This is a genomic window from Streptomyces sp. TLI_185 (assembly GCF_003814765.1).
GTDB lineage: Bacteria > Actinomycetota > Actinomycetes > Streptomycetales > Streptomycetaceae > Streptomyces.
This window is the reverse complement of record NZ_RKRB01000001.1, coordinates 4,152,684-4,178,981: the sequence shown is the minus strand read 5'-3', so window position 1 is coordinate 4,178,981 and position 26,298 is coordinate 4,152,684. Positions and strand designations below refer to the sequence as shown.

26 protein-coding genes, 1 tRNA gene and 1 pseudogene are annotated in these 26,298 nt (G+C 71.2%); 18 read left to right on the top strand and 10 right to left on the bottom strand.

What is annotated here, in order from left to right; translation table 11 throughout:
• The 7 genes and pseudogenes from EDD92_RS19120 (at position 1) to EDD92_RS19095 (ending at position 8,934) form a co-directional block, all read left to right on the top strand.
• Positions 1-1,653: a beta-N-acetylhexosaminidase gene (locus EDD92_RS19120; protein WP_123965455.1), complete on the top strand. Its 1,653-nt coding sequence runs from the start codon at positions 1-3 to the stop codon at positions 1,651-1,653.
• A 244-nt stretch (positions 1,654-1,897) separates the two neighbouring features.
• The gene (locus EDD92_RS19115) at positions 1,898-2,791 is read left to right on the top strand and encodes a xanthine dehydrogenase family protein subunit M (RefSeq protein ID WP_123965454.1); all 894 of its coding nucleotides are present in this window, start codon (positions 1,898-1,900) and stop codon (positions 2,789-2,791) included.
• Entirely contained in the window at positions 2,788-4,566 is a 1,779-nt protein-coding gene (locus EDD92_RS19110; protein WP_123965453.1) for a 2Fe-2S iron-sulfur cluster-binding protein, read from the top strand. The genes EDD92_RS19115 and EDD92_RS19110 overlap by 4 nt, the downstream gene beginning before the upstream one ends.
• On the top strand, positions 4,563-6,872 hold the full coding sequence (locus EDD92_RS19105; RefSeq protein WP_123965452.1) for a xanthine dehydrogenase family protein molybdopterin-binding subunit: 2,310 nt from the start codon (positions 4,563-4,565) through the stop codon (positions 6,870-6,872). Before EDD92_RS19110 ends, EDD92_RS19105 begins: the two co-directional genes overlap by 4 nt.
• Positions 6,869-7,006 (top strand): hypothetical protein, encoded by a 138-nt coding sequence (locus EDD92_RS49890; RefSeq protein ID WP_185124061.1) that lies wholly within the window; start codon positions 6,869-6,871, stop codon positions 7,004-7,006. Before EDD92_RS19105 ends, EDD92_RS49890 begins: the two co-directional genes overlap by 4 nt.
• A gap of 20 nt (positions 7,007-7,026) precedes the next feature.
• Positions 7,027-7,586 (top strand): annotated as a pseudogene (locus EDD92_RS51160) (phosphotransferase).
• Between the two features lie 172 nt (positions 7,587-7,758).
• Positions 7,759-8,934 (top strand): SUKH-4 family immunity protein, encoded by a 1,176-nt coding sequence (locus tag EDD92_RS19095; protein WP_123965451.1) that lies wholly within the window; start codon positions 7,759-7,761, stop codon positions 8,932-8,934.
• Positions 8,935-8,991: 57 nt separating this feature from the next.
• On the opposite strand, the gene EDD92_RS19090 is transcribed toward EDD92_RS19095, so the two are convergent.
• Positions 8,992-9,066 (bottom strand) — tRNA-Cys (locus EDD92_RS19090).
• Positions 9,067-9,278: 212 nt separating this feature from the next.
• Between EDD92_RS19090 and EDD92_RS19085 the strand changes: the two genes are divergently transcribed.
• The 4 genes from EDD92_RS19085 (at position 9,279) to EDD92_RS19070 (ending at position 12,724) form a co-directional block, all read left to right on the top strand.
• Positions 9,279-9,476 (top strand): Arc family DNA-binding protein, encoded by a 198-nt coding sequence (locus EDD92_RS19085; RefSeq protein ID WP_123970449.1) that lies wholly within the window; start codon positions 9,279-9,281, stop codon positions 9,474-9,476.
• Positions 9,477-9,863 carry a type II toxin-antitoxin system death-on-curing family toxin gene (locus EDD92_RS19080; RefSeq protein WP_123965450.1) on the top strand — a complete coding sequence of 129 codons (387 nt, stop codon included), beginning with the start codon at positions 9,477-9,479 and terminating at the stop codon, positions 9,861-9,863.
• A 117-nt stretch (positions 9,864-9,980) separates the two neighbouring features.
• Positions 9,981-11,783, top strand: coding sequence for a DEAD/DEAH box helicase (locus tag EDD92_RS19075; protein WP_123965449.1), 1,803 nt, complete (start codon positions 9,981-9,983; stop codon positions 11,781-11,783).
• A 299-nt stretch (positions 11,784-12,082) separates the two neighbouring features.
• Positions 12,083-12,724, top strand: a complete 642-nt coding sequence (locus EDD92_RS19070) for an IclR family transcriptional regulator (RefSeq protein ID WP_030943546.1) — start codon at positions 12,083-12,085, stop codon at positions 12,722-12,724.
• A 186-nt stretch (positions 12,725-12,910) separates the two neighbouring features.
• Here EDD92_RS19070 and EDD92_RS19065 read toward each other — a convergent pair whose 3' ends face one another.
• On the bottom strand, positions 12,911-14,452 hold the full coding sequence (locus EDD92_RS19065) for a CdaR family transcriptional regulator (RefSeq protein WP_123965448.1): 1,542 nt from the start codon (positions 14,450-14,452) through the stop codon (positions 12,911-12,913).
• Positions 14,453-14,575: 123 nt separating this feature from the next.
• Here EDD92_RS19065 and EDD92_RS19060 point away from each other — a divergent pair, with 123 nt between their 5' ends.
• Genes EDD92_RS19060 through EDD92_RS19050 form a run of 3 tightly spaced genes read left to right on the top strand, consistent with a single transcriptional unit; the run spans position 14,576 to position 17,304 of the window.
• The gene (locus EDD92_RS19060) at positions 14,576-15,364 is read left to right on the top strand and encodes a chorismate synthase (RefSeq protein ID WP_123965447.1); all 789 of its coding nucleotides are present in this window, start codon (positions 14,576-14,578) and stop codon (positions 15,362-15,364) included.
• Positions 15,361-16,470, top strand: coding sequence for an o-succinylbenzoate synthase (menC, locus tag EDD92_RS19055; protein ID WP_123965446.1), 1,110 nt, complete (start codon positions 15,361-15,363; stop codon positions 16,468-16,470). The genes EDD92_RS19060 and menC overlap by 4 nt, the downstream gene beginning before the upstream one ends.
• Before the next feature lie 42 nt (positions 16,471-16,512).
• Positions 16,513-17,304, top strand: coding sequence for a PDZ domain-containing protein (locus EDD92_RS19050; RefSeq protein ID WP_123965445.1), 792 nt, complete (start codon positions 16,513-16,515; stop codon positions 17,302-17,304).
• Positions 17,305-17,351: 47 nt separating this feature from the next.
• On the opposite strand, the gene EDD92_RS19045 is transcribed toward EDD92_RS19050, so the two are convergent.
• The 7 genes from EDD92_RS19045 to EDD92_RS19015 all read right to left on the bottom strand — a co-directional run bounded on the left by EDD92_RS19045 (position 17,352) and on the right by EDD92_RS19015 (position 22,299).
• Positions 17,352-17,771: a type II toxin-antitoxin system VapC family toxin gene (locus tag EDD92_RS19045; protein WP_221268112.1), complete on the bottom strand. Its 420-nt coding sequence runs from the start codon at positions 17,769-17,771 to the stop codon at positions 17,352-17,354.
• A gap of 11 nt (positions 17,772-17,782) precedes the next feature.
• Positions 17,783-18,025, bottom strand: a complete 243-nt coding sequence (locus EDD92_RS19040; RefSeq protein ID WP_099929203.1) for a CopG family transcriptional regulator — start codon at positions 18,023-18,025, stop codon at positions 17,783-17,785.
• 96 nt (positions 18,026-18,121) lie between these two features.
• Positions 18,122-19,003, bottom strand: coding sequence for a glycine betaine ABC transporter substrate-binding protein (locus EDD92_RS19035; protein WP_260327315.1), 882 nt, complete (start codon positions 19,001-19,003; stop codon positions 18,122-18,124).
• A 74-nt stretch (positions 19,004-19,077) separates the two neighbouring features.
• Positions 19,078-19,926, bottom strand: coding sequence for an ABC transporter permease (locus EDD92_RS19030; RefSeq protein WP_123965442.1), 849 nt, complete (start codon positions 19,924-19,926; stop codon positions 19,078-19,080).
• A complete protein-coding gene (locus tag EDD92_RS19025; RefSeq protein WP_123965441.1) occupies positions 19,923-21,158 on the bottom strand; it encodes a betaine/proline/choline family ABC transporter ATP-binding protein in 1,236 nt (411 codons plus the stop codon). The genes EDD92_RS19030 and EDD92_RS19025 overlap by 4 nt, the downstream gene beginning before the upstream one ends.
• Entirely contained in the window at positions 21,151-21,798 is a 648-nt protein-coding gene (locus EDD92_RS19020) for an ABC transporter permease (RefSeq protein ID WP_123965440.1), read from the bottom strand. The genes EDD92_RS19025 and EDD92_RS19020 overlap by 8 nt, the downstream gene beginning before the upstream one ends.
• 21 nt (positions 21,799-21,819) lie before the next feature.
• Positions 21,820-22,299, bottom strand: a complete 480-nt coding sequence (locus EDD92_RS19015; RefSeq protein ID WP_115907901.1) for an Lrp/AsnC family transcriptional regulator — start codon at positions 22,297-22,299, stop codon at positions 21,820-21,822.
• Positions 22,300-22,427: 128 nt separating this feature from the next.
• Here EDD92_RS19015 and hppD point away from each other — a divergent pair, with 128 nt between their 5' ends.
• The 4 genes from hppD (at position 22,428) to nthA (ending at position 24,806) form a co-directional block, all read left to right on the top strand.
• Positions 22,428-23,573: a 4-hydroxyphenylpyruvate dioxygenase gene (gene hppD, locus EDD92_RS19010; protein ID WP_030943578.1), complete on the top strand. Its 1,146-nt coding sequence runs from the start codon at positions 22,428-22,430 to the stop codon at positions 23,571-23,573.
• Between the two features lie 75 nt (positions 23,574-23,648).
• Positions 23,649-23,939 (top strand): SH3-like domain-containing protein, encoded by a 291-nt coding sequence (locus EDD92_RS19005; protein WP_123965439.1) that lies wholly within the window; start codon positions 23,649-23,651, stop codon positions 23,937-23,939.
• Positions 23,923-24,228, top strand: a complete 306-nt coding sequence (locus EDD92_RS19000; RefSeq protein ID WP_260326602.1) for a nitrile hydratase subunit beta — start codon at positions 23,923-23,925, stop codon at positions 24,226-24,228. The genes EDD92_RS19005 and EDD92_RS19000 overlap by 17 nt, the downstream gene beginning before the upstream one ends.
• Complete coding sequence (nthA, locus tag EDD92_RS18995) at positions 24,225-24,806, top strand: nitrile hydratase subunit alpha (protein WP_123965438.1); 582 nt, start codon at positions 24,225-24,227, stop codon at positions 24,804-24,806. Before EDD92_RS19000 ends, nthA begins: the two co-directional genes overlap by 4 nt.
• Before the next feature lie 22 nt (positions 24,807-24,828).
• On the opposite strand, the gene EDD92_RS18990 is transcribed toward nthA, so the two are convergent.
• Complete coding sequence (locus tag EDD92_RS18990; protein WP_123965437.1) at positions 24,829-26,256, bottom strand: lipopolysaccharide assembly protein LapB; 1,428 nt, start codon at positions 26,254-26,256, stop codon at positions 24,829-24,831.
• Positions 26,257-26,298 lie beyond the last annotated feature (42 nt).

The window sequence follows — 26,298 nt, the reverse complement described above, 5'->3', positions numbered from 1 at the left end:
GTGACTTCAGAGACGGAACTGATTCCGGCGCCCCGCAGCGTCGTCGTCGCCGCTGCCGGCGAGGTGCGGCTGACGGCGCACTCCCGGCTCTGTGCCGGTACGGCGACGGAGGGCGTCGGCCGCTGGCTGCGCACCGTCCTGTGGCAGGCCACCGGACTGCCGTTGCGGGAGGGCCGGGAACGCGACGAGACCGACGGCGACGGCATCGCGCTCCGGCTCGACCCAGAGCTCGGTCCCGAGGAGTACCGCCTCGTCAGCGACCGGAACGGCGTCCTCATCGAGGGCGGCAGCGCGGCCGGTGTCTTCTGGGGCGCCCAGACCCTGAGGCAGCTCCTCGGCCCCGACGCCCACCGCAGGGCCCCGCTCGACCGCGACCGCACCTGGGTCGTGCCGCACCTCACGATCGAGGACGCTCCCCGCTTCCGCTGGCGCGGCCTCATGCTCGACGTCGCCCGGCACTTCATGCCGAAGGAAGGCGTCCTGCGCCACCTCGACCTGATGGCCGCGCACAAACTCAACGTCTTCCACTTCCACTTGACGGACGACCAGGGCTGGCGCGTCGAGATCAAGAGGTACCCGCGGCTGACCGAGGTCGGCTCATGGCGGGCGCGCACGAAATCCGGCCACCGGGCCTCACCGCTGTGGGAGGAGAAGCCGCACGGTGGCTTCTACACCCAGGACGACATCCGCGAGATCGTCGCCTACGCCGCCGAGCGGCATATCACCGTCGTCCCCGAGATCGACGTACCCGGCCATTCGCAGGCCGCCATCGCCGCATACCCGGAACTCGGCAACACCGACGTCATCACTGCATCCGTCAAGGGGGGCACCGCCCTCTCCGTCTGGGACAACTGGGGGATCTCTGCCAACGTACTGGCCCCCACTGACAACACCCTGCGTTTCTACGAGGGGGTGTTCGAGGAAGTCCTCGGCCTGTTCCCGTCGGAGTTCATCCACGTCGGCGGTGACGAATGCCTCAAGGACCAGTGGCGGCAGTCGCCGACCGCGCAGGCCCGCATCAAGGAGCTCGGGCTCGCGGACGAGGACGAGCTGCAGGCGTGGTTCATCGGCCACTTCGACACATGGCTGACCGCGCGCGGGCGCAGGCTCATCGGCTGGGACGAGATCCTGGAGGGCGGGCTGGCGAAGGGCGCGGCCGTGTCCTCGTGGCGCGGGTACGAGGGCGGGGTCGCCGCGGCCCGGGCCGGTCACGACGTGGTCATGTGCCCCGAGCAGTACGTGTACTTGGACCACCGCCAGGCGGCGGGCGAGGACGAGCCGGTACCGATCGGCTATGTGCGCACCCTGAAGGACGTCTACCGGTTCGAGCCCGTTCCACCGGAGTTGACCCCGAGCCAGGCCGCACACGTGCTCGGCACACAGGCCAACGTGTGGACCGAGGTGATGGAGGACCCCGCACGGGTGGACTACCAGACGTACCCGCGGCTTTCGGCCTTCTCGGAGGTGGCCTGGAGTGCGCTTCCCGCCCCGGCGGAACGGGACTTCGCCGACTTCGAGCGGCGGATGACCGCCCACTACCGGCGACTTGACGCCCTGGGAGTGGGCTACCGGCCGCCGACCGGGCCCCTGCCGTGGCAGAAGCGTCCCGGCGTGCTCGGGCGGCCGCTGGACGGGGCGCCCCCGAACAGGTAAGTGAGCTCCCGAACAGGTAAGGCAAAAACGTCGTAAGCATCACCGAAGAGTGGCAATTCGCGCGCACCGGTGATGCCGTACGAAAACGGACCATCTCCCTGGTGAAGTGGGCGAATGCCTCCTAGCGGACCCCCGTCTTCGGGCCTTGCGAAGATGTGCCAGAGTTGCCACGTCCGCCCTGTCAGCACGTACCGTACGGCAACACAGGTGGGACCAGGTGGGGCAGCGGGAAGGGGCAGCCGGTTTGACCACGCACGCACCGCAGGCGGCGCAGGCCGTCACGCTGCCCACGACACTGGACGAGGCCGTGGCGGCACTCACCGCCGTGCCCGCCGCCGTCCCGGTGGCCGGCGGCACCGACCTCATGGCCGCCGTCAACTCGGGGCAGCTCAGGCCCGCCGCACTGGTCGGTCTCGGCAGGATCAGCGAGATCCGCGGCTGGCAGTACCAGGACGGACACGCTCTGCTCGGCGCCGGGCTCACGCACGCGCGCATGGGGCGCCCGGACTTCGCGGCCCTGATCCCGGCGCTCGCCGCCGCCGCGCGCGCGGCGGGCCCGCCGCAGATCCGCAACGCGGGCACCCTGGGCGGCAACATCGCCTCGGCGTCCCCCACCGGGGACGCGCTGCCGGTGCTGGCCGCCCTGGAGGCGACACTGATCATCGCGGGCCCGGGCGGAGTCCGCCGGGAGATCCCGGTGTCGCACCTGCTGGCCGCGGTCGACATGCTGCGCGCCGGCGAACTCATCGGGTACGTGCGCGTGCCGCTGCTGCATGCGCCGCAGGTCTTCCTGAAGGCGACCGGCCGGACCGGCCCCGGACGCGCGGTCGCGTCCGTCGCGCTCGTCCTCGACCCCGCCCGGCGCGGAGTCAGGTGCGCCGTCGGTGCCATAGCGCCGATGCCGCTCAGGCCTCTGGACGCCGAGCAGTGGGTCGCCCGGCTCATCGACTGGGACAACGGCCGGACGATCGTCCCGGAGGCGCTGACCGCCTTCGGGGAGTACGTCGCGGCGGCCTGCATCCCCGACCCCGTTCCCGAACCGGACGGCACCGTCCAGCAGCTTCCGCCCGCCGTACTGCACCTGCGGCGCACCGTCGCCGCGCTGGCCCGACGAGCACTGGGGAGGGCGCTGTCGTGACCGACGACCAGCACGGAGAGGGCACCCCCCACGGCGGCGGCCGCTGGGACCCGCTGCCCCAGGGTGACTACGACGACGGCGCCACCGCCTTCGTCAAACTCCCCGAAGGGGGCATCGACGCCCTCCTGGCCTCCGCCGACAGTCCCCTTGCGGCGCCCGGCCACGGCTATGTGCCGCCGCCGATAACGGCCGACCCCGGCTCGGCCGCGGGGACCGACCCGGCGGCGACCGGGAACTGGGCCGTGCCCGCCGACGGCGCCCAGTGGCCCGACCCCAACGCCGTGCCGCAGGACACCACGGGCGACCGGTTCACGTACAACCCCGCGGCCACCCAGCAGTGGAACTTCGGGGAGACGGCGCCCCAGGAATCCGCCCCCGCGCCGGGTCACGATGTGACCGGGCAGTGGTCGATCCCCGTGGCCGGGGGCGACCTTCCGGACGAATCGGGCGAGTTCACCACGTCGTCCCTGGTGCAGCAGTGGGGTGGCACGCCGCCGGCCACGCTCCCGGGCGGCGCCCCCGCCCCCTGGGCGACGGAGGCCGCGGGGCAGCCCTGGGGGCAGCCGCAGACCGAGGAGCCGACGGCGCCCGAGGACGGCTCCGGGCTCGCGCGCGAACACGGCGCCGAGACTCCGGCCGGTGCGGGGCACGCGTACGAACAGCCTCCGGCCCACACCGACGGCCGGTCTGCCGAGCACGCCGCCGCCCATGCGCCCGTGGAGCAGGACCCCGCCGCACACGAGCCCGAGGCCGCGCGGGCGCACACCGCCGAGCACCCCCGCCCTCAGACCGACGAGTACGGGGCTCCGACCGCCGACGCCTATGCGGAGACGCCCGCCGAATCCGCCGCAGCCGCCTCACAGCCCGCGCACGAGCCCGATGAGGCCGCCGGGGCGGCAGAGAGTGCCGAGGGGGCTGCAGGGGCGCCTGAGGGGGCCGTGGAGCCGCTCCCGGAGCCCGCGGCGGATGCCGGGCCGGACGGCACCGCACCGTCCGCGCGGACGCCGGCCGGACCCGACGCCTCCAACGCGCCCGACTCTCCGGACACTTCGGACACTCCGGTCGCCCCGGACGCGTCCGACGGTTCCGACACCGAAGCCGCCGACGAGGCCCCGCCGCCCCCCGGCGAGGAGCACCCCCTCGCCTCCTACGTCCTGCGCGTCAACGGCGTGGAACGCCCCGTCTCGGACGCCTGGATCGGCGAGTCGCTGCTCTACGTGCTGCGCGAGCGGCTCGGTCTCGCGGGCGCCAAGGACGGCTGCTCCCAGGGCGAGTGCGGGGCCTGCAACGTCCAGGTCGACGGACGCCTCGTGGCTTCCTGCCTGGTGCCCGCCGTGACCGCCGCCGGCAGCGAGGTCCGTACGGTCGAGGGCCTCGCCGTCGACGGGCAGCCCTCGGACGTGCAGCGCGCGCTCGCCCGGTGCGGCGCCGTGCAGTGCGGTTTCTGCGTGCCCGGCATGGCGATGACCGTGCACGACCTGCTGGAGGGCAACCCGGCGCCCACCGAGCTGGAGACCCGCCAGGCCCTGTGCGGCAACCTGTGCCGCTGCTCCGGCTACCGGGGCGTCGTGGAGGCCGTTCAGGAGGTCGTCGCCGAACGCGAGGCGCACTCCGAAGGCGACGCTTCCGAACATGACGGCGACGAGGCACGTATCCCTCACCAGGCGGGCCCTGGAGCCGGGGGTGTCAACGCGTCGGCGTTCGAGTCACCCGGGTTCCCCGCGCCGCAGGGACCGCATGACCAGGCGTACGGACAGGACGGAGGCCAGGCGTGAGCAACGAAGCCGCCACCGCGACCACCGCCGCGGAGGCAGCACCCGCCCCCGAGCAGCTGCCGCACGGCCTCGGCGCCTCCCTGCCGGCCGCCAACACCCGCGCCAAGACCGAGGGCACGTTCCCGTACGCGGCGGACCTGTGGGCCGAGGGCCTGCTGTGGGCCGCCGTACTGCGCTCCCCGCACCCGCACGCGCGCATTGTGTCCATCGACACGTCCCACGCGCGCGAGATGCCCGGTGTACGGGCCGTCGTCACGCACGAGGACGTGCCGGGCACCGCCCGCCACGGCCGCCGCAACGCCGACCGGCCCGTGTTCGCCTCCGAGGTCGTACGCCACCACGGCGAGCCCATCGCCGCCGTCGCCGCCGACCACCCGGACACCGCGCGCATGGCCGCCGCGGCCGTCATCGTCGAGTACGAGGTACTCGACCCGGTGACCGACCCCGAGCAGGCCTTCGAGGCCGAGCCGCTGCACCCCGACGGCAACCTGATCCGGCACATCCCGCTGCGCCACGGCGACCCGGACGCGGCCGGCGAGATCGTCGTCGAGGGCCAGTACCGCATCGGCCGCCAGGACCCGGCCCCCATCGGCGCCGAGGCCGGCCTCGCGGTGCCCCGCCCCGACGGCGGCGTCGAGCTGTACCTCGCCTCCACCGACCCGCACGCGGACCGCGACACCGCTGCCGCCTGCTACGGCCTCGAACCCGAACGCGTCAAGATCGTCGTCACCGGGGTCCCCGGCGCGACCGCCGACCGTGAGGACCAGGGCTTCCAACTCCCGCTGGGCCTGCTGGCGTTGAAGACCGGCTGCCCGGTGAAACTCACCGCCACGCGCGAAGAGTCCTTCCTGGGGCACACCCACCGTCACCCGACCCTCCTTCGCTACCGCCACCACGCCGACGCCGAGGGCAGGCTGGTGAAGGTCGAGGCGCAGATCCTCCTCGACGCGGGCGCGTACTCCGACACGTCCTCCGAGGCCCTCGCGGCCGCCGTCGGCTTCGCCTGCGGCCCCTATGTCGTCCCGAACGCCTTCATCGAGGGCTGGGCCGTACGCACCAACAACCCGCCCTCCGGCCATGTGCGCGGCGAGGGCGCGATGCAGGTCTGCGCCGCGTACGAGGCCCAGATGGACAAGCTGGCGAAGAAGCTGGGCATGGACCCGGCCGAACTGCGCCTGCGCAACGCCATGGCCACCGGGGACGTACTCCCGACGGGCCAGACGGTGACCTGCCCGGCCCCGGTGGCGGAGCTGTTGCAGGCCGTCCGCGACTTCCCGCTCCCCGCGCTGCCCAAGGACACCCCCGAGGACGAGTGGCTGCTGCCAGGCGGCCCCGAGGGCGCGGGCGAACCGGGCGCGGTGCGGCGGGGCGTGGGCTACGGCCTGGGCATGGTGCACATGCTCGGAGCGGAGGGCGCCGACGAGGTCTCCACCGCGACCGTCAAGGTCCACGACGGCGTCGCGACCGTGCTCTGCGCGGCCGTCGAGACCGGTCAGGGATTCACCACGCTGGCCCGCCAGATCGTCCAGGAGACCCTCGGCATCGACGAGGTGCACGTGGCGCCCGTCGACACCGACCAGCCGCCGGCCGGCGCGGGCTGCCGCGGCCGGCACACGTGGGTGTCCGGCGGCGCAGTGGAACGGGCGGCCAAGATGGTCCGCACGCAGCTACTGCAGCCCCTGGCCCACAAGTTCGGCATGTCGACCGAGCTGCTCCAGATCACCGACGGCAAGATCACCTCGTACGACGGTGTCCTGTCGACCACCGTCACCGAGGCGATGGACGGCAAGGAACTGTGGGCCACGGCCCAGTGCAGACCGCACCCCACGGAGCCGCTGAACGAGGCCGGCCAGGGCGACGCCTTCGTCGGCATGGCGTTCTGCGCGATCCGCGCGGTCGTCGACGTCGACATCGAGCTCGGTTCGGTACGGGTCGTGGAACTGGCCCTCGCCCAGGACGTCGGCCGGGTCCTCAACCCGGCCCAGCTGGCCGCCCGTATCGAGGCGGGCGTCACCCAGGGCGTGGGCATCGCGCTGACGGAGAACCTGCGCACCGCGCGCGGGCTGATCCGCCACCCCGACCTGACGGGTTACGCCCTGCCGACCGCCCTGGACGCGCCCGACATCCGGATCGTCAAGCTCGTCGAGGAACGCGACGTGGTCGCCCCCTTCGGCGCGAAGGCGGTCAGCGCGGTGCCGGTGGTGACGTCCCCGGCGGCCATCGCCTCCGCCGTAAGGGCAGCCACGGGTCGCCCGGTGAACCGGCTGCCGATAAGACCACAGGCCGCAGTGGTGACCTCCCAGTGACGGCCCAGGAGACCGGGCCCGAGGACGAGCAGCGGTACGAACCGGTGCCCGGCGTCGGCAAGTTGCTGGTGTGGGTGCTGGTGTTCATGGTGGCGGCGCTGGCGGTCGTGCTGGGTGGCGTGTACTTCACGTAGACCGTGAGGCGTGACTTGTGATGCGCGGCGTGGTGCTGATCACCGGCGTGATGGCGGCCGGGAAGTCCACGGTCGCGCAGGCGCTGGCCATGGGGGTCCCCCCACGTCCTTGAGGCAGTGGGGGAGGCTGCCTCGTGCGGCGCATGTCCGCGGTGATGTCTTCCGGCGGATGATCGTGTCCGGGCGGGAGGAGTACGTCCCAGGGGCCGGCGGCGAGGGCGAGGCCCAGCTCCGGTTGCGGTAGCGACTGTCGGCGGCGACGGCGGACACGTACGCGGAGGCCGGGTTCACGGCGGTGGTCCAGGACGTGGTGCTGGGGGACGACCTGAGCTCGTACGTCAGCTGGTGCGTTCTCGTCCCCTCTTCGTCGTCGTACTGGCTCCAAGTCCTGAGGCCGTGGCGGCGCGGGAGGCGGGGCGGGCGAAGAGCGGGTACGGGGCTTGGTCGGTCGAGGACCTGGACGGGGCGCTGCGCGCGGGCACCCCCCCGGCTCGGGCTGTGGCTGGACAGCTCGGAGCTGACGGTGGGGGAGACGGTGGACGCGATCCTCGCGGGGCGGGAACGGGCGAGGGTGTGCTGAGCGTCCTGTGGTCCGCGGCGTTGTCAGTGGCGGGGCGTAGTGTTCTGGGCAGTGGGGAACGGCTGCCGGAGTCGTACGGCACAGCGGCACATGCCCGGCCGCGCCCTGCACGGGGACTGTGAGCAGACACATGCGCCGAGGCACATGTGACGAAGCACATGCGGGGGATGCAATGAGCACGACCAGTGCCGCCACGGCGGTGATCACACTGACCGAGGACCAACTCGATCCGTACGTCACGCACGCGGCGTCGCGCCGCTGGCTGACGGGGCCCGGACTGCCGGGCGACAGCGGCCTGTTCACCTTCGAGGAGCTGTGCCGGGAGGGCCTGCGGACGGTCGGGGACTCCACCGGCGACCCCGACGGCCGCCTGGCGGCGGAGCTGCGGGACCAGCTGGTCATAGGGGCGCTGCTGGACCCCCGGGGCCTGGAGACGGAGTCGGTGCTGCTCGACGGCGCGACGGGGGAGATCGCGACGACGTACTTCCTGCACGACCGCCCCGACCTGATGGACAGCCGCCCGCTCGCACCGTCGCTCGGCACCCTGGTGCGGTTCGCGACGGCGGCGGACGAACTGGCAGGGCTGCGCGGCCAGTTCGCGTCCTACGCCGGCCGTTTCGGACCGAAGGCCGCGGCGGAGGCGTCACGCCACCTGCTGGCGGTGTTCGAGGAGGGTACGGACGGCGGGGTGCCGCCGTTCTGGAAGATGGCGGCCCTGATCCGCCCCCTGTCCCTGGTGGCGGGTCCGGGAACGGGCTGCGGACTCGCTCTCGACCTCCCCACCCGCCTGCTGGACCGGGAGTTCGGCCACGGCAAGGTCTGGCGCTTCGAGGACGTCGACTTCCCCTCGACTCTCACGCACGAGCCGACCCGCCGTTTCCTGCGCGATACGGGTCTGCCTGAGGACGGCGTGCTCTTCCACCTCGACACGGACGTCCCCCTGCCGACCCTGGCCGAGCACTACGCCTACCAGGGCCCCCACGGCCTCGATCCCGCCCGGCTCCCGCACAGGGCCTCCCACTTGATACGGCTGGGCAACCTCATCGAGGACAACAGCCTGGTCATCGACGGCGAAACAGGCGCGGTCCTCAACTGGAGCGAGCCCGAGGCCACCCTGTACCCGCTGAACACGGACGTCTCCACCCTGGCCTTCACTCTCTGGCTCCTGCACCGCGAGAAGGCCATCGACGAGGACCTGGCGGGAGAGCTGACGACCGACGCCCACGACCAGCTGGCCACGACGATGATCCACACCCTGTCGAGCATCGACCCGACCGCCCTCACGACGGAGCCGGGCCGGCACTACTGGACGGAGGCGTTCCAGGACGAGGCGGGCGGCGTCCTGTGACACGGTGAGGGCGGCACCCTCAGCGGATGCCGCCCTTTCGTTGCCTGGTGAAGGCCATGGAGGCCGTGGCGGGAATTGAACCCACGTACCTCGCTTTGCAGGCGAGTCCCTAAGCCACTCGGGCACACGGCCGTGTCGGGGTGGAGGCTGGGGCTCCGTTCCGAACTCGGTGAAACGACCGTACGGCGGGGCCGGGAGGGGGCTCAAGGGAAACACGGGGGCTGCAACGGGACTGCCATACGGCGTTCATGAATGGGCGGCGGCAGGCTTGGGTGAGTACGCGATTGCAGGCAATCCGTCCGGTACCAAAGTGGCCCCAATAGTGGTACCGTCATGGTATGGCTATGAACCTTCGTCTGCGCGACGACCAGCAGGAGGCGCTCAAGCTGCGTGCCGAGGAGGAGGGGCGCAGCATGCACGCCATAGTGCTTCAAGCGATCGACCGGTATCTGGAGCAGGAAGCGGACCGCGCCACCGTCCGTCGGCTGGGGGCGAAGTACGCGGCGAGTCACGCGGATCTGCTGCGGAGGCTGGGGGAGTAGATGAAGTACCTCACGGTCCAGGAAGTCCTGGACCTGGCGGAGCTGGCGTGCGGAGGGCAGACACAGGTTGCCGTGCGTGATCTGGGTCTGCTCACCTCGGCCGTCCATCGTCCCCAGTCGCAGATGTTCGGCGTGGAGGCGTACACGGACCTCTTCGAGAAGGCTGCGGCACTGCTTCAGTCGCTGGTCCTGAACCATCCGCTGGTGGACGGCAACAAGCGCATGGGGTGGATGTGCACCGTCGTCTTTCTCGACGTCAACGGCACCGAGATGCTGGACGTTGACCAGGACGAGGCGTACAAGCTCGTGATCGAGGTGGCGTCCGGCGGCCTGGAGGACGTGGCGCTGATCGCTCTCCGTTTGAGGGCACTCCACGGCGCGATGTGACGTGAGTCCCACCCGTGGGCGTCGCGGCCTCGTCCGCGCGTTGACCCGGTCGGCCCGCCGGTAGGGTGGCCCGGTTGTCATACCCAGCCGAGCCGCCCGACCACCCACACGGAGACCGTGACTACCACCGCCGCCAGCTCTGCCTCGCACTCCCACCACCTCTCTCCCGCCTTCCCCGGCCGCGCCCCCTGGGGCACCGCCAGCAAGCTGCGTGCCTGGCAGCAGGGGGCGATGGAGAAGTATGTCCAGGAGCAGCCGCGTGATTTCCTCGCCGTGGCCACCCCCGGCGCCGGCAAGACGACCTTCGCGCTGACGCTCGCCTCCTGGCTGCTGCACCATCACGTCGTGCAGCAGGTGACCGTGGTCGCGCCGACCGAGCACCTGAAGAAGCAGTGGGCGGAAGCGGCCGCGCGGATAGGCATCAAGCTCGATCCCGAGTACAGCGCGGGCCCGCTCGGCAAGGACTATCAGGGCGTCGCAGTGACGTATGCCGGTGTCGGTGTGCGGCCCATGCTGCACCGCAACCGCGTCGAGCAGCGCAAGACGCTCGTCATCCTCGACGAGATCCACCACGCCGGTGACTCCAAGTCCTGGGGCGAGGCCTGTCTGGAGGCCTTCGAGCCGGCCACGCGGCGGCTCGCGCTCACCGGCACTCCGTTCCGGTCCGACACCAACCCCATCCCCTTCGTCACGTACGAGGAAGGAAACGACGGGATCCGGCGGTCCGCCGCCGACTACACCTACGGCTACGGGAACGCGCTCGCCGACCACGTCGTGCGGCCCGTCATCTTCCTCTCCTACAGCGGCAATATGCGCTGGCGCACGAAGGCCGGTGACGAGATCGCCGCCCGGCTCGGCGAGCCCATGACCAAGGACGCGATCAGCCAGGCCTGGCGGACCGCCCTGGACCCGCGCGGCGAGTGGATGCCCAGCGTGCTGCGCGCCGCCGACCAGCGGCTGTCCGAGGTCAGGAAGGCCATCCCGGACGCGGGCGCCCTCGTCATCGCCTCCGACCAGGACTCCGCACGGGCCTACGCCAAGCTGATCCGCGAGATCACCGGCAACAAGGCGACCCTCGTCCTCTCCGACGACGCCGGCGCCTCGAAGCGGATCGACGAGTTCAGCGAGAGCAACGACCGGTGGATGGTCGCCGTGCGGATGGTGTCCGAGGGCGTCGACGTGCCCCGGCTCGCCGTCGGCGTGTACGCCACGACCATCTCCACTCCCCTCTTCTTCGCCCAGGCTGTCGGCCGCTTCGTGCGGTCTCGGCGGCGCGGCGAGACCGCCTCCGTCTTCCTCCCGACCGTCCCTGACCTCCTCACCTTCGCCAACGAGATGGAGGTCGAGCGCGACCACGCCCTCGACAAGCCGAAGAAGGAGGGCGAGGAGGACCCGTACGCCGAATCCGAGAAGGAGATGGAGGAGGCGAACAAGGAGCAGGACGAGGACACCGGTGAGCAGGAGGAGTTCTCCTTCGAGGCGCTGGAGTCCGACGCCGTCTTCGACCGGGTGCTCTACGACGGCGCCGAGTTCGGTATGCAGGCTCACCCGGGAAGCGAGGAGGAGCAGGACTACCTCGGTATTCCGGGGCTCCTCGAACCCGATCAGGTGCAGCTCCTCCTCCAGAAGCGGCAGGCCCGGCAGATCGCGCACAGCCGCAAGAAGCCGGACGCCGAGGCGGACCTGCTGGAGCTGCCCGCCGAGCGGCGCCCGGTTGTCTCGCACAAGGAGATGATGGAGCTGCGCAAGCAGCTCAACACGATGGTCAGCGCGTACGTCCACCAGAGCGGCAAGCCCCACGGCGTCATCCACACCGAACTGCGCCGCACCTGCGGCGGCCCGCCGAGCGCCGAGGCCACGGCGGGACAGCTGCGGCAGCGGATCGCCAAGGTGCAGGAGTGGGCCACGCGCATGAAGTGACGGGCGTTGCGCGCCGGACCTTTCACGCCGTACGTATCGGGACATACGGAGGTACTCCCTCCCCGTATGTGCCCGGATTCTGGACGGAGCCTTCCGCTCAGCGAACTCCCTTCGCTACTGTCCGGCTACGCACACGCCCCGTGGCAGCGCCGCCGCGGAGCGCAGCCGTGAAGCGACGCGGCCCGGCACAGGCCGGGCCGCCGGCCGATCGGCGGCCTCTGTTGCGCGTCGTCGACGGGACTCGGTGACGCACCGCCGCGCGGAGGTCGCCGACCTCACCACTTGGAGGAGTGGGCGTCGTGACCGCGGAGACCTCTCAGACGCTCGACCGAGGACTGCGTGTCCTCAAGCTGCTGGCCGATACGGACCACGGGCTGACCGTCACCGAGCTTTCCAACAAACTGGGCGTGAACCGGACCGTGGTGTACCGGTTGCTGGCCACGCTGGAACAGCATGCCCTCGTACGGCGTGACTTGGGCGGCCGCGCCCGGGTCGGGCTGGGTGTGCTCAGGCTCGGCCGGCAGGTGCATCCGCTGGTGCGGGAGGCCGCGTTGCCGGCGCTCCGGTCACTGGCCGAGGACATAGGCGCGACGGCCCATCTGACGCTGGTGGACGGGGCGGATGCACTGGCCGTGGCCGTCGTCGAGCCGACGTGGACGGACTATCACGTGGCCTATCGGGCCGGGTTCAGACACCCCTTGGACCGGGGGGCCGCGGGCAAGGCGATTCTTGCTGCGCGGGCCAAGCCGGTGGGCGAGCCCGGGTACACGCTGACCCATGGGGAGTTGGAGGCCGGGGCCAGTGGGGCCGCGGCGCCGCTGCTCGGTGTTACGGGGGTCGAGGGCAGCGTGGGTGTCGTGATGCTGGCCGATGCGGTGCCCGAGCGGGTCGGGCCGCGGGTGGTTGACGCCGCGCGGGAGGTTGCCGAAGCCCTGCGTTGAGCTGCCGGCCGAGGGGGGCCGGCCAGGGCGGTGCGCAGCTCGGCGCGGCGGGGTGCCGCCTCTCTTTGGGACGGGAGCCGCCCTAGGCGGCACGATTGCCCGCAGGCTGCGGCGGACGTGTACCCACGGGGTGTGGCGGCGGGGACCTGTCCACGACTGCGGTGGCGGGCGTCTGTGAGGAGCGCGTCAGGAAGTGGGTGCTCTGAGCCCCGCCAGCGTCCTCAACTGAAGCCACAGCACCAGCCGTTCGTCGGGGTCTTCGAGGTCGATCCCGACGTGCTGCTGGGCCTGCTTCAGGCGGTAGCGGCAGGTGTTCGGGTGCACGGCGAGCAGCTTCGCCGCGCCCGCCATGTCGCAGCCCGCGTCGAACCAGCTGACCAGGGTGCGCGCGTAGTCGGTGCCGTGCTGCTCGTCGTACGCCAGTACTCTCCGCCACGCTCCCGCGCTCAGCTCCCGCCGCTCGCCGAGCACTTCGGTCAGCCGCAGCAGCGTCACCCGCGGGCGCACCTCGTCCACCGTCGCCACCGGCAGGTCCGGGCCGAGCACCCGCAGCACCAGCTCGGCGTCCTCCCGCGACCCCACGACCTCCGCCGGCCCGGCCACCACCTCGCCCAGCGCCGCCCGCACGGGCACCCGCAGCGCCTGCCCGGCCCGCACCACGATGTCCTCGGCCAGCCGCTTGTGACGCGCTCCCGGACCGGGAAGGACCGCATACACCACCCCGTCGACCAGCACGCACGCGTGCCGCCCGTAACGCGCCTCGCACTGCAGCCGTACGACGTCCAGCAGGCGTAGGGCGGTCTGCTCGGCGTCCGGGAGGCTCGCGGCGTCCAGTACGAAGGCGGCCACCCGGACCGCGCCCTCAAGTCCCAGGCGGTCGAAGGCGGTTGACGGGTCCGCCGTGCCGTCGAGCAGGCGGCGCAGCAGGTCGCTGTTCTGGTGGCGGGCCAGCTCCTGCGCTGCCCGGGCCCGCAGCAGGAGCAGTGCCGCCGTGGACGCGCCCTGCGCGAGGGTCTCCTCGGCGTCGGGTGCGAGCGTGCCGTCGTCGACCACCCAGACCGAGCCGAGCGTCTCGCCGCCCGCACGGACGGCGACCGCGAGGCGCGGCAGGTCGCCGTCCCGGAGCGCGGGCATCCGTACCGGCCCCGGGGCCGCGAACAGCACCCGGTACTGCTCGGTGTTGGGCGTGCTGGCCGGTACCTGGAGGCCGAGGATGCTCTGCCGCCGGTCCTCGTCGACCGGCTGGCCCGGGACCGTGGAGTAGGCGAGGATCCGCTGGCGCGGGTCCTCCACGGCCGTCGCACCGCCGGTCGCCGCGGCGACCGCGTCCGCGAGCGCGAACAGGTCACCGAGACCCCCGGCCGATGGTGCGGGGCGGGCGCCGATCGCCGAGGACAGCAGCAGGTGGACGTGGTGCCAGGCCGCGTCCTCGTCGACCGACAGCAGCGCGACGCCGTGCGCCTGAGCCTCCCCGGCCGGCCCGTCCGGGCCGCGTACGACGAGCCCGGTCATCCCGGCCTCCGCGGCCGCCCGGACGAGGGGACCGGCGGCCGCCGCCCGCACGCCCACGGCCAGCAGCAGCGCGCCCGGTGCAGGCGGCATCGGGGCGTGGGCGTCGTACAGCAGTACCTCGGTGACCGGGGCGGCGAGCCCGGCGGGGGCCGTGTGCAGGCGCAGGGCGTGGCCGCCGACGACGTCCAGGACGTCGCCGAGGGTGCAGGCGTCCATGTGGCTCCTCAAGGGCGGGGGCTGCGGCCGAGCAGGCATGATTGGCCGATCCCGAAACGAACGTACGCAGCCGTTGTGCAGACGCACAACCCGGCGGGGCCTGGCTGCCTCGAAACTCGACCCATGACCCTCGACCGCCCGCCTGGAGTGAGCATCCGCACCGTCCACGACGTCGCCGGTCTCGCCGCCGTCAGCGACTACTTCAGCGAGGTCTGGCAGACCCCGCGCAGCGCCCCGCCCTACCCGGCCGAAGTGCTGCACAGCCTCGTCCACGCGGGCGGCGCCGTGCACGCCGCGTACGACGGGACGCGGCTCGCGGGAGCGTCGGTCGCGGTGTTCGGGCCGCACGGGGACGCGTACTCCCTGGTCGCCGCCGCCGACCGGGGGCTCGGGTACGCCGTGAAGCAGACCCAGCGTGCCTGGGCCCTCGACCTCGGTGCCCGCACCATGCGCTGGACCTTCGACCCGCTGGTCGGCCGCAACGCCCGTTTCAACCTGGCGAAACTGGGCGCCACCGGCACCGAGTACCTCGTCGACTTCTACGGCCCCATGGCGGACGGCGTGAACGACGGCGACGAGAGCGACCGGCTGACGGTGACGTGGGAGCTGGCGGCGCCGACCCCTTCGTACGAGACCACGGACCGGGACACCGCCCCCGGCACCCGCACGGCCCCCGGCACCCACACCGCCCCCGACGGCGCGACGCTCGCCCGCCGGGACCTCGCCGGCCGTCACATCTGGTGCCGTGTACCGGACGACATCGTCCGGCTCCGCGCCGCCGACCCGGAGCTCGCCCTGCGCTGGCGGTATGCCGTCCGTGAGGTGTTCACGGAGGCCTTTGCGCAGGGGTTCAGGGCGACGGGTATGTCCCGTGACGGCTGGTACACCCTTTCGAGAGAGGCAACGGCATGAAGCTGGAACGCGTGGAGATCGTCCATGTGGCGATCCCGCTCGTCACCCCGTTCCGTACGTCCTTCGGCACGATGACGACCAAGGACACCTTCCTGCTCCATGTCGTGACCGACGCGGCCGAGGGCTGGTCCGAGTTCGCCGCCGACCCCGAACCGCGGTACTGCTCGGAGTTCGTGGCCGGAGCGGAGATCGTGCTGCGGGACTTCCTGCTGCCGCGTGTCGCCGCCCTGCCGCAGCTCACCGCGGCCGCGCTCGCCCCCGCCACGGCGAAGACCAAGGGCCACGAGCTGGCGAAGGCGGCCCTGGAGACGGCGGTCCTGGACGCGGAGCTGCGGTCCTACGGCATGCCGCTCGCCACCTACCTGGGCGCGGTGCGCGACCGGGTCCCCGCGGGGGTGTCCGTCGGCATCAAGGATTCCGTCCCCGACCTGCTGGACGACGTCGAGCGCTACCTCGCCGAGGGCTACGTCCGCATCAAGCTGAAGATCGAGCCGGGCTGGGACGTGGAACCGGTCCGGGCCGTCCGCGAGCGCTTCGGGGACGCGCTGCCGCTCCAGGTCGACGCCAACACGGCATACACCCTGGCCGACGCCGAGCACCTGCGGCGCCTGGACTCCTTCGGGCTGCTGCTGATCGAGGAGCCGCTGGAGGAGAACAACCTGTACGCCCACGCACAGCTCCAGAGGCGTCTGCAGACGCCCGTCTGCCTCGACGAGTCCCTCCACAACGCCCGTGACACCGCCTCCGCGATCGCGATGGAGGCGTGCCGGGTCGTCAATGTGAAGCCCGCGCGCGTGGGCGGCTATCTGGAGGCCCGCCGCATCCACGACGTGGCGCACGCGCACGGAGTGCCGGTGTGGTGCGGCGGCATGCTGGAGACGGGAATCGGCCGCGCCCCCAACCTCGCCCTGGCCGCCCTTCCGGGCTTCACCCTCCCCGGGGACACCTCGGCGTCCGCGCGCTACTTCGCCGAGGACATCACCGAGCCGTTCGTCCTCAAGGACGGCCACCTGCCCGTCCCCACCGCGCCCGGGATCGGTGTCGAACCGCTGCCGGACGTACTCCGGCGGTTCACGAGGGAGCGGCGAGACTTGTACGTGAGCTGACCGGCACCTGGCCGGAAGTGACCGTCACGTTAGATTGATCCCGTGCTCTCTCGCCTCACACGTCCCCAGGCCCTCGCCGTCTGCGCCCTGCCCGTCGTGGCGCTGGTCGCCACCGCGGTCTTCGCGCCGCTGCCGTTCTCGCTGGCGCAGCCCGGGCTGACTGCGAACGTGCTCGGGGACAACAAGGGCACCCCGGTGATCACGATCTCGGGGGCGAAGACCCGGCAGACGAGCGGGCAGCTGCGGATGACGACGATCGAGGCGACCAACCCGGACGCGCATGTCTCGCTGGGCGATGTGCTCAGTGCCTGGTTCGCCACGGACCGCGCCGTCATGCCGCACGACTCGGTGTATCCGAGCGGCCAGTCCACCAAGGAGATCGAGGAGCACAACAGCGCGCAGATGAAGCAGTCCCAGAACGCGGCGACCCGGGCCGCCCTGGACTATCTGCACCTCAGCGACAAGAAGGTCAAGGTCACGCTGAAGCTCGCCGACGTGGGCGGCCCCAGCGCCGGGCTCCTGTTCACCCTCGGCATCATCGACAAGCTGGACGGGAACGGCAGCGGCGGCGACCTCACGGCCGGGCGCACCATCGCCGGTACGGGGACCATCGACGGCGACGGGACGGTCGGTGCGGTCGGGGGGGTGGCCCTGAAGACACAGGCCGCGCGCCGGGACGGCGCGACCGTCTTCCTCGTCCCGAAGGCCGAGTGCTCCGACGCCAAGTCCGAGCTGCCCAAGGGCCTGCGGCTGATTCCGGTGACCACGCTCAAGGGCGCGGTGAACTCGCTGGTGGCGCTGGAGTCGGGGAAGGGTTCCGTACCGAGCTGCTGACCCGGCTCCTTGGAGGCGGGACCGGCTCAGCGGGTCCGCGGGGTGGGTCAGTCTGCTTCCAGGGGGTGCTGCCAGCGCAGGCCGGGGAAGCGGGCGAAACCGCGGTCGGCGGAGTAGAGGGTGGCGCCGTGCTCTATGGCGAGGGCGGCGAAGTAGGCGTCCGGGACGAGGTTGCCGCGAGCCCCGGCCTTGAGGCACAGGCGCTCGAAGATGTCCCAGTGGCGGGGCCCTTCCTGGACGGGGGCGGAGACCGGCGCGTTGCGCACGTCCTGGAGAAACGCGAACGCCGTCTCCGGCTCACTCGGCGGCTGATAGATCCGCTGGTGGGTGACGATCCGCAGAAAGCCGCTGTCGATCACGCTGTTGTATCCGACGGGCTCGTCACCCCGCAGCCGCTCGATGAGCCACGCGTGGTAGCGATCGTGGTCCTTGGCGTCCTCGCGGAAGGCATACACGAGGACGTTCACGTCGCAGAGGATCATTCGAGGCCGTCCATGAGGTCGCGCACGGAGGCGTTGTCGTCAAGGTTGACGCCGGGGCGCAGTCCACGTCCGCCGGGGTCGGTGGTCAATTTCGCGATGTTCGTCGCCGCAGCCACATCCCGCGCGAACGACGCCCGCAACGCATCCTCTATCACCGCACTGAAGGTGACGCGCCTCCGCGCGGCCCGCAGCTTGGCTTCCTGGATCAGGTCCTCGGAGAGGTCGACTGTTGTCCTCATGCACCCGAGTGTAGGCACTCTGCATCATGATGCGCCAGGGTGAATCAATGATGTGCGAAATTGACCTCTCCGCTTTCCTGGCCCCGCGACGAGCCCCTACTTCACGAACCCCTCCGCCTTCATCCAGTCCAACGCCACCTGATGCGGATCCTCCCCGTCCACGTCCACCTTCGCGTTCAGCGTCCGCGCCACCGTGTTGTTCAGCTTCTTCGTCACCGGGTCCAGGACCTCGGCGATCGCCGGCCACTTCTTCAAAGCCTTGGTGTTGATCTCCGGCGCCACGTTGTAGTTCGGGAAGAACTTCTTGTCGTCCTCCATCACCGCCAGGTTCATGGACTTGATGCGGCCGTCGGTGGTGAACACCTCGCCGTAGGTGCAGCTCCCCTTCTTCACCTGGGTGTAGATGATCCCGGTGTCCATCTGCGTGACGTTCTTCGCGGGCACGCTCATCCCGTACGCCTTCTCCATGCCCGGCAGTCCGTCCGCGCGGTTGGCGAACTCGCCCTCCACGCACAGGGTCACGGCACCCGGGTTCTTCTTGGCCAGCGCGGCCACGTCGGACAGGGTCTTCGTCCCGTACTTCTTGAAGTTCGCCTGGTTCATGGCCAGCGCGTAGGTGTTGTTGAGCCGTGAGGGCGGCAGCCAGGTCAGGCCGTTCTTGAGGTCCGCGTCGTGCACCGCCTGCCACTGCTTCTGCGGGTCGGGGATCGGCTTGCTGTTGCCCTGGTACGTGATCCAGGCGGTGCCCGTGTACTCGTACATGCCGTCCGCGTCACCGGACTTGACGGCTTCCCGCGCACCGATGGAGCCCTGGATGCCCGTGCGGTCGAGGACGTCCGCGCCGGCCGCCTGGAAGGCGATGCCCATCATCGCGCCGAGGATGAGCTGCTCGGTGAACTCCTTGGAGGTGACGGTGAGATGGGCGCCCTTGAGGGGCTCGCCCTGGGCAATGGAGCCGGGCTTGACGTCGTCGACCATGGGGGAGCCGCTCTGCAGACCGCAGCCCGAGGCGGCGATGAGCACCGCGGTCGGCAGCAGACACGTACGCCCTCTCACGTCCCCACCTCCAACCCCCGTGGCCGCAGCAGGAGTTCCGCCAGCGAGGCCAGCCAGTCCACCAGCAGCGCCAGGGCGACCGTGAGGATCGAACCCAGCATCAGCACCGGCATCCGCTGTGTGGTGATGCCGGTCGTGATCAGCACGCCCAGGCCGCCGCCCCCGCCGAATGTCGCCAGGGTCGCCGTGCCGACGTTCAGGACCAGTGCCGTACGGACGCCCGCGAGGATCAGCGGTACGGCCAGCGGGAGTTCGACCCTGGCCAGCACCCCCAGCGGGGACATGCCGATGCCGCGGGCCGCCTCCAGCAGGGTCGGGTCGTTGGCCTTCAGGCCGGCGATGGTGTTGGAGAGGACCGGGAGCACGGCGTAGATGATGATGCCGATCAGGGCCGCCTTCGTGCCGGTGCCGAGCCAGATCACCAGCAGGGCCAGCAGGCCGATCGCCGGGGTCGCCTGGCCCATGTTGGCGATCGCCATCGCCACCGGGGTGCCTCTGCGGAACGCCCTGCGGGTGAGCAGGATGCCCAGCGGGATCGCGATGATCAGCACGAAGAAGGTGGAGATCGCGACGAGCTTGATCTGCTGCCAGAGGGCCTTCGACACCTGGCCGCCCGAGAGCGCGTTCTCGGAGATCGTGTCCAGGTCGGCCTGACGGAACCACAGCCAGGTCGCGAGCAGGACGGCGGTGATCACGGCGGGCAGGAAGGTCAGCTTCTGCCAGGTGATGCGTGATTTCGGGGGACCCGGCGCCGGCGGCGGGGGCTCGGCCTCCTGCGGGGCCTCCGCCTCCTGCAGAGCCTCCTGTTCCGCCGGCCCGGGTTCCTCCAGCTCGGGCGTGGTCATGCCTTGGTCACCCCGCCGGGGCCCTCCTGCTCGGCGTGTGTCTGGGCGGCCCGTAGCTCCTCCAGTTCGTGCTGGGCCTCCAGCGCCTCCAGCCGGTCCGCCTCCAGCAGATCGTGCACGGAGTTCATGAGCGTCTCCATGTCTACGACGCCCTCGTACTCGCCGCGCCGACCGGTGACCGGGACCCGCCCTGCGTTGTCGGTCAGGACCGCCTCCAGGGCGTCCCGGAGCGTGGCGTCCTTGGTCACCGTGTCGTTGACCAGCGTGCCCGCCCGGGCGAGCGAGCCCCGCGCGCGCAGGAGGTCGCCGCGCCTGAGCCACTTGTAGGGGCGGCCGCGCTTGTCGAGCAGCAGGATCTCGTTGGTCCCGCTGCCACGGAGCCGGTTGAAGATCTCCTGGAGCGGGTCGTCGAGGGTGACGGTCGGGTAGTCGGTGATCTCGACGTCCCGTACGCGCGTGAGGTTCAGCCGCTTCAGGGCGGCCCCCGCGCCCACGAACCCGGACACGAAGTCGTCCGCCGGGTTGGTGAGGATCGCCTCCGGGGTGTCGAACTGCGCGATGTGCGAGCGTTCACGCAGCACGGCGATGCGGTCGCCGAGCTTGATCGCCTCGTCGAAGTCGTGCGTGACGAACACGATCGTCTTGTGCAGCTCCTGCTGCAGCCTGATCAGCTCGTCCTGGAGATGGTCGCGGGTGATCGGGTCGACCGCACCGAACGGCTCGTCCATCAGCAGGACCGGCGGATCGGCGGCCAACGCCCGCGCCACGCCCACGCGTTGCTGCTGTCCGCCCGACAGCTGCCGCGGATAGCGGGCGCGGAACTCGACCGGGTCGAGACCGACCAGGTCGAGCAGCTCCTCCACCCGGGACCGGATCCGCGCCTTGGACCAGCCGATCATCTTCGGCACGAGGGCGATGTTCTGGGCGACCGTCATGTGCGGGAACAGCCCCGCCGACTGGATCGCATAGCCCACCTTGCGGCGCAGCTTGACCGGATCAATGTCGGTCACGTCCTCACCGTTGATCCGGATGCGGCCACCGGTCGGCTCGATCAACCTGTTGATCATCTTGAGCGTCGTCGACTTACCGCATCCGGACGGGCCGACGAAGATGACGAGCTCGCCCGCCTTGATCTCCATGTTGACGTTGTCGACGGCCGGGCTGGGGTTGCCCGGATACCGCTTGGAGAGGTTCTCCAGCTCGATCGTCGCCCCATGGGTGGCATCAGGCACGGATCCCCCTGGGAATGGTCAGCCGTCCGATCAGGACGTACGCGGCGTCGAACAGCAGCGCGAGGACGATGATCCCGAGGGTGCCCGCGAGGACCTGGTTGAGCGCGTTCTTGCTGCCCAGCGAGCCGATGCCACGGAAGATCTCGTTGCCGAGGCCCGGCCCGGAGGCGTACGCGGCGATCGCGGCGATGCCCATCAGCATCTGCGTCGAGACCCGGATCCCGGTCAGGATCGGCGGCCAGGCCAGCGGCAGCTCGACCCGCACCAGCCGCATCAGCCGTGACATCCCGATGCCCCGCGCCGCGTCCACCAGCGACGGGTCTACCCCACGCAGTCCCACGATCGAGTTCCGCACGATCGGCAGCAGCCCGTACAGCGTCAGAGCGATCACCGTGGGCGGGACGCCCAGGCCCACCATCGGGATGAGCAGACCGATCATGGCGAGCGAGGGAATGGTCAGGATGGTCGAGGTGGTCGTGGTCGCGAGGCTGCCGGCCCAGTCGCTGCGGTAGGTGACGATCCCGATCAGCACGCCGATCACGGTCGCCACGACCATGCACTGGAACACCGCGCTGGCGTGTTGGTAGGTGTCCGTGAGCAGCTGCTGGTGCCGGTTGCCCAAGTACTCCCAGAAGCTCACGCCCTCACCCCCGGCCGTCGGCTAGGTCCTCTCGACGTCCTGTGCCGCCTGTTCCACCAGCGGGATGATCCGCAGCGGAACGGGGTTCTCCATCACGATCGCGGTGGCGGCCCGGACAATGCCATCAAAACCGACAACCAGGTCGATGACCCGCTGGAGATCGGCATTGGAGCGGGCCACCAGCCGGCACAGCATGTCCCCGCTGCCGGTGGTGGTGTGCAGCTCAAGCACCTCGGGCACGGTCGCCAAGTGCGCCCGGACGTCGGCCCCTTGGCCCTGCCGGATCTGGAGGGTGGCGAAGGCGGTGACGGGGTACCCGAGGGCGGCAGGGTCCACCTGCGGTCCGAACCCGCGGATGACGCCATTCGACTGAAGGCGGTCCAGCCGTGCCTGCACCGTGCCGCGTGCCACGCCGAGTCGCCGGGACATCTCCAGCACCCCGATCCGCGGCTCCCGCGCCAGCAGCACGATGATCCGGCCGTCCAGATGGTCGATCGCCACAGCAGCCTCCCTGGTGTGGTGGTCATCCTGTACAGAAGTCCGGGAAATCCGGGCCACCGACTGAACAGATTGCCCAGCAGAAAAAGAAACTATTGCGCACCTTGCCGTATGAGGATGAGGCTGCCGCTATGACGCAGACCACACACCACACTCCCGACACCGCCCGGCAGGCCGACCCCTTCCCGGTCAAGGGAATGGACGCGGTCGTCTTCGCCGTGGGCAACGCCAAGCAGGCGGCGCACTACTACTCCACCGCCTTCGGCATGAAGCTGGTCGCCTACTCCGGACCGGAGAACGGCAGCCGCGAGACCGCGAGCTACGTCCTCGAGAACGGCTCCGCCCGCTTCGTCCTCACCTCCGTCATCAAGCCCGCCACCACCTGGGGCCACTTCCTCGCCCGGCATGTGGCCGAGCACGGCGACGGCGTCGTCGACCTCGCCATCGAGGTCCCGGACGCCCGCCGCGCGTACGCCTACGCCATCGAGCACGGCGCCCGCTCGGTCGCGGAGCCGTACGAGCTGAAGGACGAGCACGGCACCGTCGTCCTCGCCGCGATCGCCACCTACGGCGAGACCCGCCACACTCTCGTCGACCGCTCCGGCTACGACGGCCCCTACCTCCCCGGCTTCGTCACCGCCGCCCCCATGGTCGAACCGCCCGCCCAGCGCACCTTCCAGGCCATCGACCACTGCGTGGGCAACGTCGAGCTCGGCAGGATGAACGAGTGGGTGGCCTTCTACAACAAGGTCATGGGCTTCACGAACATGAAGGAGTTCGTGGGCGACGACATCGCCACCGAGTACAGCGCGCTGATGTCGAAGGTGGTCGCCGACGGCACCCTCAAGGTCAAGTTCCCGATCAACGAGCCTGCCATCGCCAAGAAGAAGTCCCAGATCGACGAGTACCTGGAGTTCTACGGCGGCGCAGGCGTGCAGCACATCGCGCTCAACACGAACGACATCGTGCAGACGGTCCGCACCATGCGCGCGGCCGGCGTGGAGTTCCTGAACACCCCGGACTCGTACTACGACACCCTCGGCGAGTGGGTCGGCGACACCCGCGTGCCGATCGACACGCTGCGCGAGCTGAAGATCCTCGCCGACCGCGACGAGGACGGCTATCTGCTGCAGATCTTCACCAAGCCGGTCCAGGACCGTCCGACCGTCTTCTTCGAGATCATCGAGCGGCACGGCTCGATGGGCTTCGGCAAGGGCAACTTCAAGGCCCTGTTCGAGGCGATCGAGCGGGAGCAGGAGAAGCGCGGCAACCTGTGAGGCCTGCGCGGCTCCCGTGAGTGGGCAGGCCGTGAATCCGTAGGCTGTGAATCCATAGCGCCGTAGTCTGGCCGCATGGCCAGGATCAACGACGTGGGCGGCACGGAGGGCTTCGGCGCCGTCGACGTCACCGACGACGCCGAGCCCTTCCACGCGGACTGGGAGGCCCGTGTCGCAGGGCTCCTCGGCGCCCTGCGCGCGCAGGGGATCTTCAACACGAACGAGTTCCGGGACGCCATCGAGTCGATGCCGCCGAGGGAGTACCTGGCGGCGTCGTACTACGAGCGCTGGTTCGAGGCGATCTGCACCCTGCTGGAACGCAAGGGTGTCATCAAGCCGGGTGAGCTGGATGAGCTCGATGGCTGACGGCGACCGTTTCCCGCCGGGCACGGCCGTCCGCACCTTCCACCACGACCCGCCGCACCACACCCGCCTGCCGCGGTACGCACGCGGCAAGCGGGGCGTCGTGGTCGAGCCGGAGGGGCGGGCGGAACTGGCCGACGTCAGCGCGCAGGGGCGCGGGGACGCGCCGGTCGAGCAGGTCTACGCGGTCCGGTTCGCGGCCCGTGACCTGTGGGGCGAGGGCGACCACCACGTCGTACTGGACCTGTGGGAGAGCTACTTGGAAGCGGACGAGGAAGGTGCGGCCCGATGAGCGGTGACCACTCCGACGCGACGATCGCGCAGCGGGTGCGGCGCCTGGAGACCCTGCTGGAGGAGAAGGGGGTCCTGTCGGGCGCCAGGCTGGACGAGATCATCGACGCGTCCCTGACCGGGGCCTCGCCCGCGAACGGCGCGCGGGTCGTCGCCCGCGCCTGGACCGACGCCGACTTCCGGGCGCGGCTGCTGGCGGACGGCACCGCGGCGGTCCGCGAACTCGGCTTCATGGAGGGCTCGTACCAGCGCCTGCGGGTCGTCGAGAACACGGAGACCACCCACAACGTCATCGTCTGCACCCTCTGCTCCTGCTACCCGCTGCGCCTGCTCGGCCCGTCCCCGAGCTGGTACAAGTCCGAGGCCTACCGCTCCCGAGTGGTCCGCGAACCCCGGGCCGTACTGGCCGAGTTCGGCCTGGAGCTGCCCGCCGGCACGGAGATCACGGTGTGGGACTCCAGCGCGGAGACGCGCTACATGGTGCTGCCGCGCCGCCCCGAGGGCACGGCCAAGCTGGGCGAGGAACAGCTCGCGGCCCTGGTCACACGCAACGCACTGATCGGAACCGCGGCCGTCTGACCTTCCGGCGGCCGTGGACGTCCTAGTCGTCCTCGGCGCCCGGGCTGCCCTTCGGCAGCGGCTCGTCCGGCGGGTCACCCAGCGCCGCCAGCGCCTGCTTCGCCAGCGGCACCCTCAGCGGCGAGAAGTACGGATTGATCCGCAACGCCTCCTGCAGATGCCGCCGCGCGGGCCAGGCCAGCTCCAGCTCCTGCTCGATCATGCCCCGGTGGTACGCGTACAGCGCACTGCGTACGGCGCCCCCGTGCACCTTGTCCGTCGCCGCCATGGCGAACTTCAGCGCCCCCTTGTCGTCCCCGGCCATGTGCAGCGCCCACCCCAGCGCATCCGCCACCTCGGTCCCCGGCTGCCGCCGCCACTCGGCACGCAGCAGCCGCACGGCCGCCCGCGGATCCCCGTGGTCCGCCTCGAACACACCGCGCACCAGGTCGTCGTCCACACCGCCCGTCACCTCGTCCTGCACCCGGGCGCCCAGCACGTCGTACTCCGCCCGGGCGGCATCCGCCATCCCCAGCGACTCGTACAACTCGCCCAGTTCCAGGGCGTATTGGGGACAGGGCTGCTTGTCGAGCGCCACCCGGTACGCGTTCAGCGCCTCCGTCGTGCGGCCCAGTGCCGCCAGCGTCCTGCCCTGCCCGGCCTGCGCGGCCCGCTGGTCGGGGTCGAGCCGCACCGCCGCCTGGAAGCGCCTGAGCGCCTCCTCCAGGTCACCCCGCTCGAAGGCCAGCTGCCCGGACCGCTCCAGCCATGCCGCCTGCTCGGCCGGTGTGCCCGCTGCCGCCGCCGCGTCGGACAGGGCGGCCGCGGCGTCCTCCCGCCAGCCCCGGTCGCGGTAGAGGGCCGCGGCCCGCGCCCGCACGGCGGCCGCCCCGGGGTGCAGCTCCAGCAGCCGGTCCAGCGTCTTCTTGGCCGCCTTGTAGTCGCCGAGCCCGGTGTAGGCGTCGATCAGCAGCGGATACGTCGACCACCGCTTCGGCGCGAGCTTCAGCGCCGCACGGCCCCAGGTCCGCGCCGACCGGAAGTCCCGGCGGGCGTTCGCCAGCGCCGCCATACCGTCCAGCGCCGCCGCGTTCCCCTTCTCCCGGACCTTCAGCGAGGTCCGCAGCGCCTTCTCGGCCCGCGGATAGTTCGTCGCGTCCGCCGTGCGCCGCCCCTGCTCCACGTAGGCCGTCCCGAGCACCGCCCACGACTGCGCATCCTTCGGGTGCGCCCGCACCCGGGCCTCGCGTCCGGCGATCAGCATCGCCAGGTCGGGCAGCGCGGCCGGCACCCCGGAGGTGACCGCCGTCAGCGCCTGCGCGCCCGGAGCCGGCGCCACCGGCCGGGGCGCAGCGGGCCGCTCCCAGGGCCACAGCGCCAGCGCCCCGCCGAGCACGGCACACCCGGCGACGGCGGCGATCAGCACCCGCCGGACCGCCCGCGGACGGCGGCCCTCCGCTTGCTTCTCCATGGCGATCACTGTGCGTCATTGCCGTCCATACGACGAGCACAT

Bases quoted from the DNA above. Each gene is read 5' to 3' on its own strand.
- EDD92_RS19095 (WP_123965451.1), top strand. From the start codon at position 7,759: ATGAGCACGACCAGTGCCGCCACGGCGGTGATCACACTGACCGAGGAC.
- EDD92_RS19085 (WP_123970449.1), top strand. From the start codon at position 9,279: ATGAACCTTCGTCTGCGCGACGACCAGCAGGAGGCGCTCAAGCTGCGT.
- EDD92_RS19080 (WP_123965450.1), top strand. From the start codon at position 9,477: ATGAAGTACCTCACGGTCCAGGAAGTCCTGGACCTGGCGGAGCTGGCG.
- EDD92_RS19065 (WP_123965448.1), bottom strand. From the start codon at position 14,452: ATGGACGCCTGCACCCTCGGCGACGTCCTGGACGTCGTCGGCGGCCAC.
- EDD92_RS19060 (WP_123965447.1), top strand. From the start codon at position 14,576: ATGACCCTCGACCGCCCGCCTGGAGTGAGCATCCGCACCGTCCACGAC.
- menC (WP_123965446.1), top strand. From the start codon at position 15,361: ATGAAGCTGGAACGCGTGGAGATCGTCCATGTGGCGATCCCGCTCGTC.
- EDD92_RS19040 (WP_099929203.1), bottom strand. From the start codon at position 18,025: ATGAGGACAACAGTCGACCTCTCCGAGGACCTGATCCAGGAAGCCAAG.
- EDD92_RS19035 (WP_260327315.1), bottom strand. From the start codon at position 19,003: ATGGTCGACGACGTCAAGCCCGGCTCCATTGCCCAGGGCGAGCCCCTC.
- EDD92_RS19030 (WP_123965442.1), bottom strand. From the start codon at position 19,926: ATGACCACGCCCGAGCTGGAGGAACCCGGGCCGGCGGAACAGGAGGCT.
- hppD (WP_030943578.1), top strand. From the start codon at position 22,428: ATGACGCAGACCACACACCACACTCCCGACACCGCCCGGCAGGCCGAC.
- EDD92_RS19005 (WP_123965439.1), top strand. From the start codon at position 23,649: ATGGCCAGGATCAACGACGTGGGCGGCACGGAGGGCTTCGGCGCCGTC.
- EDD92_RS19000 (WP_260326602.1), top strand. From the start codon at position 23,923: ATGAGCTCGATGGCTGACGGCGACCGTTTCCCGCCGGGCACGGCCGTC.
- nthA (WP_123965438.1), top strand. From the start codon at position 24,225: ATGAGCGGTGACCACTCCGACGCGACGATCGCGCAGCGGGTGCGGCGC.
- EDD92_RS18990 (WP_123965437.1), bottom strand. From the start codon at position 26,256: ATGGAGAAGCAAGCGGAGGGCCGCCGTCCGCGGGCGGTCCGGCGGGTG.